Source organism: Betaproteobacteria bacterium, from assembly GCA_009377585.1.
Classification (GTDB): domain Bacteria; phylum Pseudomonadota; class Gammaproteobacteria; order Burkholderiales; family WYBJ01; genus WYBJ01.
On sequence record WHTS01000014.1, the window covers coordinates 51,538 to 64,952 of the forward strand.

Annotated in this window: 11 protein-coding genes and 1 pseudogene; 5 read left to right on the forward strand and 7 right to left on the reverse strand. The window is 67.4% G+C overall.

All coding sequences use genetic code 11. From position 1 onward, the window contains the following. Nucleotide 1: 1 nt before the first annotated feature. Nucleotides 2–1,324: an RNA polymerase subunit sigma-70 gene (locus GEV05_07340; protein MPZ43198.1), complete on the reverse strand. Its 1,323-nt coding sequence runs from the start codon at nt 1,322–1,324 to the stop codon at nt 2–4. A 30-nt stretch (nt 1,325–1,354) separates the two neighbouring features. Here GEV05_07340 and GEV05_07345 point away from each other — a divergent pair, with 30 nt between their 5' ends. Genes GEV05_07345 through cofC form a run of 5 tightly spaced genes read left to right on the forward strand, consistent with a single transcriptional unit; the run spans nt 1,355 to nt 5,740 of the window. After that, complete coding sequence (locus GEV05_07345) at nt 1,355–2,572, forward strand: LLM class flavin-dependent oxidoreductase (protein MPZ43199.1); 1,218 nt, start codon at nt 1,355–1,357, stop codon at nt 2,570–2,572. A gap of 34 nt (nt 2,573–2,606) precedes the next feature. Next, nucleotides 2,607–3,278, forward strand: a complete 672-nt coding sequence (npdG, locus tag GEV05_07350; GenBank protein MPZ43200.1) for an NADPH-dependent F420 reductase — start codon at nt 2,607–2,609, stop codon at nt 3,276–3,278. Between the two features lie 7 nt (nt 3,279–3,285). Then, the gene (cofE, locus tag GEV05_07355) at nt 3,286–4,053 is read left to right on the forward strand and encodes a coenzyme F420-0:L-glutamate ligase (GenBank protein ID MPZ43201.1); all 768 of its coding nucleotides are present in this window, start codon (nt 3,286–3,288) and stop codon (nt 4,051–4,053) included. Beyond that, nucleotides 4,050–5,006 (forward strand): 2-phospho-L-lactate transferase, encoded by a 957-nt coding sequence (locus GEV05_07360; protein ID MPZ43202.1) that lies wholly within the window; start codon nt 4,050–4,052, stop codon nt 5,004–5,006. Before cofE ends, GEV05_07360 begins: the two co-directional genes overlap by 4 nt. Next, the gene (gene cofC, locus GEV05_07365; protein MPZ43203.1) at nt 5,006–5,740 is read left to right on the forward strand and encodes a 2-phospho-L-lactate guanylyltransferase; all 735 of its coding nucleotides are present in this window, start codon (nt 5,006–5,008) and stop codon (nt 5,738–5,740) included. The genes GEV05_07360 and cofC overlap by 1 nt, the downstream gene beginning before the upstream one ends. A gap of 29 nt (nt 5,741–5,769) precedes the next feature. On the opposite strand, the gene GEV05_07370 is transcribed toward cofC, so the two are convergent. From GEV05_07370 to GEV05_07395, 6 genes and pseudogenes are all read right to left on the reverse strand, one after another. Further along, nucleotides 5,770–6,969: an MFS transporter gene (locus GEV05_07370; GenBank protein MPZ43204.1), complete on the reverse strand. Its 1,200-nt coding sequence runs from the start codon at nt 6,967–6,969 to the stop codon at nt 5,770–5,772. Nucleotides 6,970–7,174: 205 nt separating this feature from the next. Beyond that, on the reverse strand, nt 7,175–8,371 hold the full coding sequence (locus tag GEV05_07375; protein MPZ43205.1) for a CoA transferase: 1,197 nt from the start codon (nt 8,369–8,371) through the stop codon (nt 7,175–7,177). 532 nt (nt 8,372–8,903) lie between these two features. Then, nucleotides 8,904–9,602 (reverse strand): dienelactone hydrolase family protein, encoded by a 699-nt coding sequence (locus tag GEV05_07380; protein ID MPZ43206.1) that lies wholly within the window; start codon nt 9,600–9,602, stop codon nt 8,904–8,906. 99 nt (nt 9,603–9,701) lie between these two features. After that, on the reverse strand, nt 9,702–10,877 hold the full coding sequence (locus tag GEV05_07385) for a response regulator (protein ID MPZ43207.1): 1,176 nt from the start codon (nt 10,875–10,877) through the stop codon (nt 9,702–9,704). Next, nucleotides 10,846–11,529, reverse strand: a pseudogene (locus tag GEV05_07390) (PAS domain-containing protein). Before GEV05_07390 ends, GEV05_07385 begins: the two are co-directional and overlap by 32 nt. 110 nt (nt 11,530–11,639) lie before the next feature. Then, the gene (locus GEV05_07395) at nt 11,640–13,292 is read right to left on the reverse strand and encodes a response regulator (GenBank protein ID MPZ43208.1); all 1,653 of its coding nucleotides are present in this window, start codon (nt 13,290–13,292) and stop codon (nt 11,640–11,642) included. Between the last annotated feature and the right edge of the window lie 123 nt (nt 13,293–13,415).

A 13,415-nucleotide genomic window follows, 5' to 3' on the forward strand; every position in this document is an offset into this window, starting at 1 on the left:
ATCAGCCTCGATCGAGCTCGACCACGTCGAAGCGCGGGCCGCGGTCGACCAGGTAGATGATGCCGCGCTCGTCCATGTCGACGTCGTTGGTCAGCGGTCCGGCACGACCGCGCGCGGGCTCGGGGATGAAATGGGCGACCTCGTGCGGCGCGTCCGGCTGGGCCACGTCCACGATGCGCAGGCCGCCGGCGAACCAGGTGCAGTAGACGAGCGTCTCCTTGCGCATGCGCTCCAGGAACTGATGGCCGCCGAATCGGCCCGGTGTCGCGCGCGCCCAGGGCGAATCGAGCTCGCTCACCTCGAACATCGACACCGGCTTGATGTCCGCAAAGTCGGTCACGTCGAAGACCCACAGCGCCGCATGCGGCCGGCCGCGCCGGCGCTCCATCTCCTCGGCGCCGTGGGCGTGATCTTCCTCGTCGATCGCGACGGCAACGCGGCGTCCGCCGATCGGCACCGGCATTTCCATGAAGGTATGCGTCGGTTCGACGAACGGGGGGTGATAGTTGTAGGCGCCGACGGTCCTCGGGTTGCGGATGTCGGCAACGTCGATGATGCGCATGCCCGCCATCCAGCAGCCCGCCCATAGCCGATCGCCCGAGCGCAGGGCATGATGCAGCCGGTTGCGCCGGCCGGGCCACGCCGGCGTTTCGCCTGCCGCGGTGTGCTGGCCGGGCATCCACCAGCGCGAGACTTCCTCCACCTTCGACGGATCGCGGATGTCGTAGATCACCAGGATCGCTCCGAGGTACCCCGGCATCTCGGTCGAGATATAGGCGTAGTTCGCATCCATGTCGTAGCGATGCACACCCCGGCCTCCGGTCTTGACGAACGAGATCAGCTTGGGCTTCGTCTTGTCGCTCACGTCGTAGAGCTTGAACCCGCCTTGATCGTAAGGATTGCGCTCGGAAGCCTCGAGCACGGCGATATCCGATTCGCTCACGCTCAGCTTGTCTGCGATTTCCCTGACCGTCGGCTTGCGGCCGAGCTGCTGCTCCAGCGCCGTGCGCGCGCTCGCCAGGACCTCGGACTTTCGCCCGAGCGCGGACGCGTTCATTTCGCTGTTGACGATCATGAGGCCGCCGACCACCCGGGCCTTGTGGCTGTGCGAGCTCGGGTCGTCGAGGTGGATCTGCGACACGATGCGCGGCTTGCGCGGATCGGAAATGTCCAGGATGGAGGTGCCGAGGCGGTCCTTGTTGGTCAGATGCCCGATGTAGGCATGGTTGCCCTGGATGCACACCTGTCCCGCACCCGGAAGCGCCATCTGAGCGAGGTGCTTCATGTTGCGGCTTGCGACGCTTGCAGTTTGGGGCGCGTTCATCTTGTGGTCCGACTCGCAGCATAGTGACGATTGCCGCAATCCTACCTCAACTGGATGGGATTGAACGCGCATGTCCCATCGGGGTCAGGCCTGCGTAAGACCCCATGCGCGCGCTGCCTACACGCGCTTGTGCAGCGCTCGACCCGAAGCGCTGTTGCGAGCTTGAGTACGCGCGGCGAATGGTTTAGATTGGCCCGCCGGAATGTCGGCGGCCGGCGTGCGGGGCTTTGGCCGCACCTTCGGCCCGCTTGCATTCGTCCGCGCGCAGGCCGCGCGGCCACTCACCGGAATCGATCGATGCGACTCGGAATGCTTCTGCCGCACCGCGCCGTGGTGCTGTCCTCGGCGCGCCGCCCGCCGTTGGATCAGTGCTGGGCGAGCGCGCGCCTGTGCGATCAGGCCGGCATGGATCTATGGGTCGGCGACAGCATCGTGGCCAAGCCGCGGCTGGAGCCGCTGACGACGCTCGCATACTGCGCCGCGATCACCGAGCACGCGCGCCTGGGCACGGCGGTGCTGCTGCCGGCGCTGCGCCAGCCGACCGTGCTTGCGCACATGCTGGCGAACATCGATCAGCTGAGTGCCGGCCGTTTGGTGCTGGGTCTCGGCGTGGGTTGGCCTTTGCCGGTGATCGAGCGCGAATGGGAGGCATGCGGGCGCGTGCACAAGCGCCGTGCGCGCGACCTGGAAGAGCACATCGTGGTGTGGCGCAAGCTGTGGAGCGGGGCGCCGGTCGGCTTCGAAGGCAACGGCTTCAAGTTGACCGAGCACACGATCGGCCCGCTGCCGTGGACCGAAGCGGGCCCCCCGGTGCTCGTCACCGCCGGCAACCGCGGCGAATTCATTCCGGCGCAGATTGAGCGGGTGGGCCGACTGGGCGACGGCGTCATCACCACCTACGTGACCGAGGACGATATTCGCCGCTTGCGAGAGCTCTGCCAGGAAGCGTTCGAGAAGCACGGCCGGGCGCGCCGCGAGTTTCCGCTGTGTGTCTACACGACCGTGCGCATCGAGCCCGATGCGGCCAAAGCCGAACGCGAGACGCGCGCTTTCCTCGAGCGCTACTACGGTGGCGGCGTCAACTTCCGCGGCCTCATGGGGCTCGGGCCGGCAGTCGCGGTGATCGAGGTGCTGAAGCGCTACCAGGCGGCCGGCGTTACCGATCTCTGCGTCCGCTTCGCCGGCGAGGATCAGGTCGCGCAGCTGGAGCAGTTCATCCGCGACGTGCTGCCTGCGTTCGTATCATGAGGGATCGTTTCAACAACAGAATCGGGAACCGCCTTTGAGCACATCACAAACCATCGCCGTCCTCGGCGGTACCGGCAAGGAAGGCAAGGGCCTCGCGCTGCGCTGGGCAGCGAAAGGCCACGAGATTGTGATCGGATCGCGTTCGGCCGAACGCGCGCAAGCGGCTGCGGACGATATTGCCGCGATGCTGGCCGGTAACGCGCGCGTGCGCGGCGCGGAGAATCTTGCTGCCGCGCAGGCCTGCACGCTGGCCGTTCTCTCGGTGCCGTACGCCGCGCAAGTCGAAACGGCCGAGCAAGTAGCAGCGGCGCTGGCGGGCAAGATCCTGATCGACGTGACGGCGCCGCTGGTGCCGCCGCGCGTGGATCGGGTCGCGCTGCCCAATGGCGAGTCGGCCGTGGTGGCCTTGCAGCGCCGGCTCGGCGCCGAGGTCCGAGTCGTGTCCGCATTCCAGAACGTGTCGGCGGCGCATTTGAGCGATCTCACGCACGCCATCGATTGCGATGTGCTGGTCTGCGGCGACGACGCGCAGGCGCGCGAGACGGCGATCGGGCTCGCTCACGATGCCGGCATGCGCGCATGGCATGCCGGCGTGCTGGCCAATTCAGTCGCGGCCGAGGCGCTCACGTCGGTGCTGATCGCGATCAACAAGCGCTACAAGATCGCGGGCTCCGGCATTCGCATCACCGGCTTGCCTTCGGGCTGACGGCAGCGTGCACGTGCGAGAGCTGACTCTCATCGCGCTGACCGGCATCCCCGAAGTGGAAGCGGGTGCTTCGCTTCCCGATATCATCCTGCAAGCGCTCGACCGCAGCGGAGCAAGCCTCGCCGCGGCGGATGTGCTCGTGGTCGCGCAGAAGATCGTCTCCAAGGTCGAGGGCAGGCGCGTGCCGCTGGCAGACGTACAGCCTTCCGAGCGCGCGCGGGCGTTGGCGGTGCAGGCGCAGAAGGACCCGCGTCTCATGGAGCTCGTCCTGCGCGAGGCGCGCGAAGTGCTGCGCGTGAAGCCTGGCATCGTGATCGTCGAGCATCGGCTGGGCTTTGTCATGGCCAACGCCGGGATCGATCAATCCAATCTCGCCCCGGGCGAGAGCGAGAGCGTGCTGCTGCTGCCGGAGAATCCGGATGCATCCGCGGCGCGGTTGCGTGCCGTGATCGCAGCGGCATGCGGCGTCGATGTCGGCGTCATCATCAACGACAGCTTCGGGCGCGCGTGGCGCAACGGCGTGACCGGCGTTGCGATCGGCGTGGCCGGCGTGCCGGCCCTGGTCGACATGCGCGGCCGGACCGATCGGGCCGGACGCGAGCTCAGAGTCACCGAGATCGCGGCGGCCGACGAGCTGGCCGCCGCCGCATCGCTCGTGATGGGGCAGACGGGCGAAGGCTTGCCGGTCGTGCTCGCCCGCGGTTTTCCCTATGCGCTGCGCGAAAGCAGCGCCGCCGAGCTCGTCCGACCCAGGGCGCAGGACCTCTTCCGATGATCCTCGCGCTGGCCGGCGGAGTGGGCGGCGCGCGCCTCGCCGTCGGGCTCGCACGGGTGCTGACACCGAGTCGACTCGCGGTTGTCGTCAACACCGGCGACGATTTCGAGCACCTGGGCCTCACGATCTGTCCCGACGTCGATACCGTGCTCTATACCCTCGCAGGCGTGCACAATCCCGCGACCGGTTGGGGCCGCCGCGACGAGACGTGGTCCGCGCTGGACACGTTCGCCGAGCTGGGGGGGGAGACCTGGTTTCGCCTCGGCGACCGGGATCTTGCGCTGCACGTCCTGCGAACGCATGCGCTGCGTGCCGGGGTGCCGCTCGCGCAGGTCACGCAGATGCTCGCGCGCCGACTCGGCGTGCGCCATGCGATCCTGCCGATGAGCGAGACACCCGTTCGCACCCGCGTGCGCACCAACCGGGGCGAGCTCGCGTTCCAGGATTATTTTGTTCGGCTGCGCTGCCGCCCGCGCGTGCAAGGATTCCGCTTCGTCGGCGCCGCACGGGCTCGCGTTCCGGAGCGGCTCGCGACACTGTTGGCCTCGCCCCGGCTGCAGGCGGTCGTGATCGCGCCGTCCAATCCCTACGTGAGCATCGCGCCGATCCTGCGCGTGCCGACGATCGGGCGCTGGTTCGCGTCCCGGCGCGTGCCGGTGGTCGCGGTGTCGCCCATCGTGGGCGGCGCGGCGCTCAAGGGCCCGGCCGCGAAGATGATGCGCGAGCTGCGCGTTGAGGCGAGCGCGCTGGGCGTCGTGCGCCACTATCGCGGCACGGTCGACGCCTGGGTCATCGATCGCGCCGATGCAGCCTGCGCGCCGGACATCGAAGCGATGGGCCATCCCGTGTGCGTCACCGATACGATCATGAGCGACGCGCGCAAGAGCGAGCGTCTGGCCGGCGAAGTGATCCGGTTCGCGCGCTCGCTCGCCAGAGGGCGAGCGTCCGATTGATGGATTGCGTCCATGGCCGTCCGCGGTGGCCGCATGCCGATGCGCGTCCTGCAAGGAAGGGAGAGAAGCCGCGCTCAATGCGTACACCTGGAACAAGCCCCAGTGGCCGCCACGCTCCATGGATCATCCTGCCGGTGCGGGGCGAAGCGGCCGGCAAGTCGCGCCTTGCCGCCGTGCTCGACCCGATCGAGCGCATGCGGCTCAACCGCAAGTTGTTGCGCCGAACGCTGGACGCGATTGAACACTGGCAAGGCAGCCTCGCGCATTGCATCGTCGTGAGCCCGTGCGCGCGCACGGCTGCGTCCGCGCTGGCGCGCGGCGCGGTCGTGTTGAGCGAGCCCTTGCCGCGGCGCGGGTTGAACCGCGCCGCCGCGCTCGGCGTGAAGCTTGCGGCACGACGCGGCGCGCTCCGTGTGCTGATTCTGCCCGGTGATCTCGCACTGCTCCGCGTCGCATCGTTGAATGGCATGGCGCGCGCTGCCGGCGCGGGTGCGCGCGCGGCCATCGCCCCCGATCGCGCCGGCAGCGGGACCAATGCGCTACTCATCCCTGCGGGCGCGCGCTTCCGCTTCGCCTTCGGCGCCGACAGTTTCGCGCGCCACGTCGCAGCCCTGCGCGCACGCGGCTACGCCGTGACCGTGCGCACCGACCAGGGTTTGTGCTTCGATCTCGATACGCCGCAAGACCTGGCCGCCGTGGCGGGTGCGGGTCTATGGCAGTCATTCGGTACTTGAGTGGCGGCAAGTCATCGCGACCGCGGGACTCAAGCAGAAGTAGCCGCCTTCTCCGGACAGCGCCGGTAGCAGGCGAGCGCGATGACGAGCGCGATCGAAAGCGCGCCGAACATCGCGCGATAGGCAGACTCGCCGATCGGCGCGCCGGGCGTCGAAAGCGTCTGCACGATCACGCCGGTGAGCACTTGCAGCGAAGCCGCACCGAACAGCACTGCGCAGTTGACCGTGCTGATCCCACGCCCGATCAATCGGTCGGGATAGAACTGCCGCCCGTGGGTCGCGATCAACACGCTGTAGCCGCCGATCAACCCCAGCAGCGTGAGCAGCAGCGTAGCGGTCGTAAGGCCGGGACGCGGCCATAGCGCCAGCACCGCGAACACGACCGAGCTCGCGGTGGCGCCGAGCACGATCGTACGCTTGGTGCGCGCCGTCCAGCGATCGAGCAAGGTCGATCCCAGCGCGCCGGCGATCACGCCGATCGCCATCCAGAAAAGCGCCTTGCCGCGCCCCAGCGTGTCCAGGCCGTGCACGTCGCTCAAGTAGGGTCCCGCCCACAGTCCGATGATGCAACTGGTCGTGCCCCACGCGAACCAGGCCATCACCATGAGCCGCCAGATTCCCGGAATACGCAGCACTTCCATCACGCCCGCCGCGCTTTGCCGGAGCGTCTCGCGTGGCCGAGCGTGGAAGTCGTGCCCCGGCGGCGCATCGCGCACCAACGCATAGACCAGCGCGGCGAGCAGCAGGGTCGCGACGAGCAGCGCGACATAGGCCCCGCGCCAGCCGAACCACGAGGCGATCAGCGCCATCGGCACGGTCGAGACGAGATTGCCGAGCTGGCTCGTCGCCATGATGCCGCCCGCGATGGTGGAGAAGTGGCGGGCGTCGAACCAGCGTACGCAGGCGACGATGCCGGCCATCACCAGCACCGCGCCGCCGACGCCCATGAAGGCGCGCGCGAACACGAGCCCGCCGACGCTGTGCGCGGCGCCGAACAGCCCTGCGCCGATGCCCGAGAGCACCAGCATGATCGGCATCGTTGCGCGCGTGCCGAAGCGATCGAGCAGGATGCCGCCGGGAATCTGGGTAAAGGCCGCAGCGAGGAACATCGCGCTGGTGAGCGCGGCGAGCGAGGCGGCCGACGCGTCCAGCTCGCGCATGATGTCGGGCGCCACGACCACGTGCGCGTTGCGAAAGAATTGCGCCGTCATGGCGACCAGCGCGGCCATGACGACGATCCAAACGCGCTTGCGGTTGAGTGCGATTTCGGTAGCGCTGGCGATCAGGATGGAATAGTCGGGAAGCGCTGGAAGTCGTCATTCCCGCGAACGCGGGAATCCAGGTGGACGGGGCATCGCTCGATCGTTCTTCCACATCCGCGGAAGGTCATTCCCGTCACAGCGGAAGTGACGCATCGACGGCCTTCGCGTCCGGCTACACGATCGCCTTGGCCGAGTGCAGCGCCGCGAGCTCGGAATCGTTGTAGCCGACCGCCTTCAGAACCTCGTCGGTGTGCTGGCCGATGCGCCCGGGCGCCCGCTCGATCGACGCACCGCCGTGCGCGAACCGGAACGCGGTCAACGGCACCGACATCGGCTTGCCGACGCCGTCCATGGCTTCGAACCGATGCAGCAGCCCGCGATGCCTGACCTGCGGATCTTCCACCGCCTCGCGCAGCTCGCGCACGCGACAGGCGGGCACATGGCGGCTCTGGAAGAATTCCTCCCATTCCGCCGCCGTCTTCTCCTTCATCTTCTCGGCCACGAACTTGTACTTCTCGTCGAAGCGCTCGTAGCGCTCCTTGAGGCTGTTCTTCTTCGCCTCCTCCGGGTTGCCCAGCGCCTCGAAGAAGCGCTTGTGCTGGCGGGCGTTGCTGGCCGCGATCTGCAACAGCGACCCGTCCTTGGTCTCGTAGGCGCATTGCGGCGCGAAGCGCAGGATGTTGCCGTTGCGCTTCGGATGGTGGCCGCTGTGCAGGTAGTCGGTCATGTGCGACGCCTGCAGGATCATGGCGACATCGAGCATTGCCATATCGATGTACTGGCCCTTGTTCGTGCGCGTGCGCTGGAACAGCGCCGTGGCCAACGCGAATGCGCCCGTCGTGCCGGTGGCATAGTCGATCACCGGCGAGCCCGCCTTGATGGGGCCGGATGTCGGCGTTCCGGTCGAAGCCGTGATGCCCGAGGTCGCCTGGATCGCCTGGTCGTAAGCGGTCATGTAGCCGCGCGGTCCGTCCTGGCCGAACGCCGTCATCGAAGCGTAGATGAGCCGGGGATTCAGTTTCGACAGCTCGTCGTAGCCCAGGCCGAGCGACTTGAAGGCGCCGGGACGATAGTTCTCGACCAGGATGTCGGCCCACTCGGTGGCGAGCTTCTTCAGCGCAGCGCGGCCGCCCTCGGTCTTCAGATCGAGCGCGATGCAGCGCTTGTTGGAGCCTTGCGTGAGAAAGCCGGTGCCGAGCCCGAGCTTGTTCAACTCCATGTCGGCGCCGGATTCGCGGCTCTGGTCGGGCGCATTGGGATCGTCGACCTTCACCACATCGGCGCCGAGCACGGCCAATTGATACGCAGCGAACGGTCCGGCCAGGACATGGGTGCAGTCGAGGATCTTGATGCCTTCGAAGGGTCGCATGGTGGTCTCCAGTCAAAATGGGCAAGCCCGGAATGCGGGACGCAGCCGCCGCGCGCGGGTGCACAACGATTCGAATGAAGCCGCAGGATAGCAGAACGAATTCGCCTGCTCGTCGAGGAGGAGGCGGAATCAAGAACCAAGAACCAAGAACCAAGAACCAAGAACCAAGAACCAAGAACCAAGAACCAAGAACCAAGAACCAAGAACCAAGAACCAAGAACCAAGAACCAAGAACCACACCACCCCGCCCGCTGCGCGGGCACCCCTCCTCGTGAGCAGTATTAGCCCCGCAGGCGGGCAGGCGCGGTTAAGAAACCTGGTTGGGTTTCTTGAGAGAGGAGGGGATAAGTCGAGTTCCCCTCCTGCAAAGGAGGGGCGGGAGGCGACAGTGTCGCGGACGGGGTGGTTAATCGCGCGGCTGAACCCACAGCGCGGCTGAACCCACACCACCCCGGCGCTACGCGCCACCCCTCCTCGTGAGAGGAGGGGAAGCTAAAACCATCGCGCACCCGTGAGGCGCCTGCAAGTCGCCTCACCCGAGATACCGACGAAAGAAGTCCACGCTCAACCCGAGCGCCCGATCGGCATCATCCTTGCGATACGGCTTGCCGCCCTTGCGCGCGAACGCATGATCGGCGTCGGGATACTTGTGGATCGTCACCAGCGGATTCGGCGACAAGCGCCGTTCCAGCAGATCGTTCACCTCGGCCTGCACCCAGCGGTCCTTCATCGCCATGTGCAGCATGAACGGCCGGTGCAGGTTGGGCGCCTCGCGAATGTTGTGCTCGATGTAGGTGCCGTAGTAGGCGACCACGCAATCGATGTCGGTGCGGCAGCACATCAGGTAGCAGAGCTTGCCGCCCAGGCAGTAACCCACCGCGCCCACTCTTCCGTTGCACTCCTCGCGTGCGAGCAGGTACTTCCAGGTGTCCGCCATGTCGCGCACGCCCAGGTCGTAGTCGAAGTCGTAGTAGAGATCGAACGCCTTCTTCACCTGCTCGGGATCGTGGTCGGAGAGCTCCACGCCCGGCTCCTGGCGCCAGAAGAGATCGGGCGCGAGGCAGACGAAGCCGGCCTGCGCGAATTCGTGGGCGTGATGGCGCATCGTGTCGTTCACGCCCCAGATCTCCATGATGGCGATGATCGCGCCGGCGGGCGTGCGATCGGGGATCGCCAGGTAGGCGCCCATTTCGCCATCGCGCAGGGGAACCCGGATGCTGCTCGATTGCATGGCGTAGCCCTCGTTGGTCGGCGAAGGATAGCATCGCCGCGCGGCGAGTTCCTTGCTGCGAAACGACGGTGAATCGGCACTGTCGTTCGGCAAGAACCGTCACGTCATCGACGGCGAGGCGAGCACGCTGCGCAAGGTCTCGTAGCCGACCGGCTTGACCAGATGCGCATTGAAACCGGCAGCGAGCGTGCGCGCCCGATCGCTGTCCTGACCCCACCCGGTCAGGGCCACGATGAAGATGTCCTTGCCCCAGTCTTGCTGGCGAATGGTGCGGCAGACGTCGTACCCGTTCATCCTGGGCAAGCCCAGGTCGAGGATAATGAGGTCCGGCCTGAAATTGCGCGTCTTCTCCAGCGCCTCGATGCCGTCAGCTGCCATTTCCACTTCGTTGCCGTCGAGCCGAAGCAGCGCGGCAAGGGATTGGACGCTGTCTTGCACATCGTCCACGACCAGCACGCGACGCATGGCGACGGAATCGGGCCGGGAGGGCTCGGGCGCATGCGCTGTCGCGCTCGGAGCGTGCACGACCGGTAGGCGGACACTGAGCTCGCTGCCCTTGCCCAGGCCGGCGCTATGGGCCGTTATGGTTCCGCCGTGCATTTCCACCAGCGAGCGCGCCAGTGACAGCCCGATCCCCAGGCCGCCCTCGGAGCGAGCGAGCGCAGGCCGGGCCTGCGAGAACATCTGAAACAGGTTTGGAAGCTGCTCGGGATCGATGCCGATGCCCGAATCCGAGATGCGGATGCACACCTCGTCGCCTTCGAGGGCGGCCGTCAAGGCGATGCGCCCGTCGGGTTCCGTGTACTTGGCGGCGTTGTTGAGCAGATTGGCGAGGACCTGGGACAGGCGCACGGCGTCCCCGTGCAGGTGAATCGGATCCGATGGCAGCGAGACGGTGAACTGCTGACGGATATTGGGCCGGGAAGTTTCGACCGCCTGCTGGACCACCCGGGTCAGTTCCACCGGCTGGCGGCGCAGCGCGAGCTTGCCGCGCGTTATGCGGCTGACATCGAGCAGATCGTCGATCAGGTGCACCATGTGATCGACCTGCCGATCCATGATGTCCTGCGCCGTGCGCACGACCGGATGGTCCACGGCGCTCAGCTTGAGCAGCTGCACGGCATTGCGTATCGGTGCCAGGGGATTGCGCAGCTCGTGGGCGAGGGTGGCGAGGAATTCGTCCTTGCGGCGGTCGGCTTTCCCGCAGCGCCTCGCGTGCTTCCCGCGCGTCGGTGATGTCGATGTTGACGCCCTGCATCCGCGTTGCGGCACCATCGGTGCCCTGATCCACGCGGCCGATGCAGGCAATCCAGCGGATCGCACCGTCGGTTCTGCGGATGCGAAATTCCTCGTGGAAGTCACCGCCACGGGCGACGATCTCTTCGAAAATCCGGATCGCGCGCGTCCTGTCCTCGGGAACGATGTACCCGAGCCAGTTCTCCTCGCTCGGCGTCCCGGTACCGACCGGCACGCCGATCAGGGCATGGAGTCCTTCGGACGATTCCACGTTGTTGGTCTCGAAATCCCAGTCCCACAGCCCCAGCCGTGCGGCGCGCTGGGCGCGCAGCAATCGCTCGCTGCGCACATTGAGCACGTGAGCGGTATCGCCCGCCGCGGCCAGGGCCGCGTCGATCTCCCGAATCGAGCTGCCCCGGGTGAGAAAGGACGGTGCGGGACCGCGCAACCGCTCCAGGGCGTCGTGCAACTCGTGAACACCTTGGGCCAGCGTTCTCGCCCGTGCGAGCGCGAGCACCACGGCGATCGCGAGCGCGACGAGCACCGCGAGCCCGACCGCGGTCGCTGTTCGCCGCATGGGCGCATCGACCACTGCGCCCGGCGTCAGCACATTGACCGTCCAGCCCGAAACCTTCGAACGGTGGAATGCGACCACGACGTCCGCGTCGGACACGCCCGGTCCCCGCACCATCGCCTCGGCGTGCGAGGCCAACACCTCTCGGTACCACGGCTGGACCGGCTGGCCGGCAAGCCGTTGCGCGTGGCGACACAGGTCGCGGACGGGGTGGTCAGCGAGCGAAATCAATACGACGAACCCGGGCGCGAAACGTCCGGTAGATGCTCGCGCAGGATCTCGAACAGCCGCCGCGGCTCCACCGGCTTGGCGATCAGGGCGCACACGCCGCTGCGGGCGGCCTGCTCCGGGTCGATGTCGGTGCCGTAACCCGAATAGAGCAGCACCGGCAGATCGGCGCGCGCCAGCGTGAGGCGCTGCGCGAGCTCGATACCGGTCATTCGCGGCATCGTGTAGTCGGTGAGCACCAGGTCGACCCGGGCCGGATCGCGCACGAACCAGTCGTACGCTTCGAGCGGGTTGCGGATGACGGTCGCCTCCAGTCCCCAGCCGGCGAGCATCTCTTCGAGCAGGCTCGCCACCATGTCGTCGTCGTCCACCACCAGCACTCGGCCGTGCAGGCGTCCGGGCCCGGAATCGGCGGCAGCCGCGCCTTCGACAGATCCGGCCGCGACCTGTGCACCTTCGCCGAGCGGCTGCAGCAATACCCGGAAGGTCGCGCCCACGCCCGAGCGCGTGTCCACGCAGACGTGGCCGCCATACTCGTGCACGATGCCGTGCACGGTGGCAAGCCCCATGCCGCTGCCCTTGCCGACCTCCTTGGTGGTGAAGAACGGCTCGAACATGCGATCGATGATGCCCGCGACGATGCCCGGGCCGCTGTCGGCGACGGCGAGCGCGAGGTACATGCCGTCGATGCGCTGCCGGCACGAGGCGCAGACCTCGCCCGACAGGTCGATCCAGCCCAGCGTGACGTGGATCGTGCCCGTGCCTTCCATCGCGTCGCGCGCGTTGATGCACAGGTTCAGCAGTACCTGCTCGAAGTGCACCGGATCGATCAGCGTGCGCGGCAGCCCGTGGTCGAGCTGGGTGGAGAGCTCGATGCTGGAGGGCAACGTGGATCGCAGCAGCTTGGACGATTCGGTCACCAGCTCGGCGATCGACATCGGGCGTGGTTCGCCGCGCTGGCCGCGACTGAAGGTGAGCATCTGACGAATGAGGTCGCGAGCGCGCTGCACCGCGCTTTGCGCCTGGTCGAGATAATGCGCCAGCTTGGCATCGCCCGCCACCGGCGGTCGCTCGGCGGCCAGTGCCACGTAGCCCATCACGCTGGTCAGGATGTTGTTGAAGTCGTGTGCGATCCCGCCGCTCAGGTGGCCGATCGCCTCCATCTTCTGCGCCTGGCGCAGTTGCGCCTCGAGCTGGTTGCGGGCCTCCTCGGCGCGCTGGCGCTCGGTCACGTCCCGGATCGCCGCCAGTATGGTCGGGCGGCCGGCGAGCTCCAGAGTGTTGTTCGCGATCTCGACCGGGAACACGGCACCGTCCTTCTTGCGGTGGTAGCGCAGCGGCACGCGTCCCGGGCCGGCGGGGCCTCGAATGCTGGTCGCGGTGACCTCCGGCTGCATCGACAGGTCGGCTGCGGTGAGCGCCAGCAGCTCCTCGCGCTCATAGCCGTACATGGCCACGGCGGCGCGGTTCGCATCCACGATGCGCAGCGATTCGACATCGACCAGGACGATCGCGTCCGACTCCATCTCGAACAGCAGCCGATAGCGCGCCTCGCTCGCCCGCAGCTCCGCCTCCGCACGCTTGCGCGCGCTGTCGTCGCCCGGCGCCGACGAGGGCGCGTGCGCTGGGGAGGGGTCCGATGGGTTCGTCATGGATCGATGTCTGCGGCTGCAGCCGAAGGCCGCATGGGTTCAGTCTAGCGCCGCCGCCGGCCGGCAATGGCCGCGATTACACCGCGGAAACAACAGAAACACGGCGGTTACGAAGCGCCTATC

Coding starts and splice junctions, on each gene's coding strand:
- GEV05_07340 (MPZ43198.1), bottom strand. CDS start 1,324: ATGAACGCGCCCCAAACTGCAAGCGTCGCAAGCCGCAACATGAAGCAC.
- GEV05_07360 (MPZ43202.1), top strand. CDS start 4,050: ATGATCCTCGCGCTGGCCGGCGGAGTGGGCGGCGCGCGCCTCGCCGTC.
- cofC (MPZ43203.1), top strand. CDS start 5,006: ATGGATTGCGTCCATGGCCGTCCGCGGTGGCCGCATGCCGATGCGCGT.
- GEV05_07370 (MPZ43204.1), bottom strand. CDS start 6,969: ATGGCCGCGCTGGTCGCCATGACGGCGCAATTCTTTCGCAACGCGCAC.
- GEV05_07375 (MPZ43205.1), bottom strand. CDS start 8,371: ATGCGACCCTTCGAAGGCATCAAGATCCTCGACTGCACCCATGTCCTG.
- GEV05_07380 (MPZ43206.1), bottom strand. CDS start 9,602: ATGCAATCGAGCAGCATCCGGGTTCCCCTGCGCGATGGCGAAATGGGC.
- GEV05_07385 (MPZ43207.1), bottom strand. CDS start 10,877: ATGGTGCCGCAACGCGGATGCAGGGCGTCAACATCGACATCACCGACG.
- GEV05_07395 (MPZ43208.1), bottom strand. CDS start 13,292: ATGACGAACCCATCGGACCCCTCCCCAGCGCACGCGCCCTCGTCGGCG.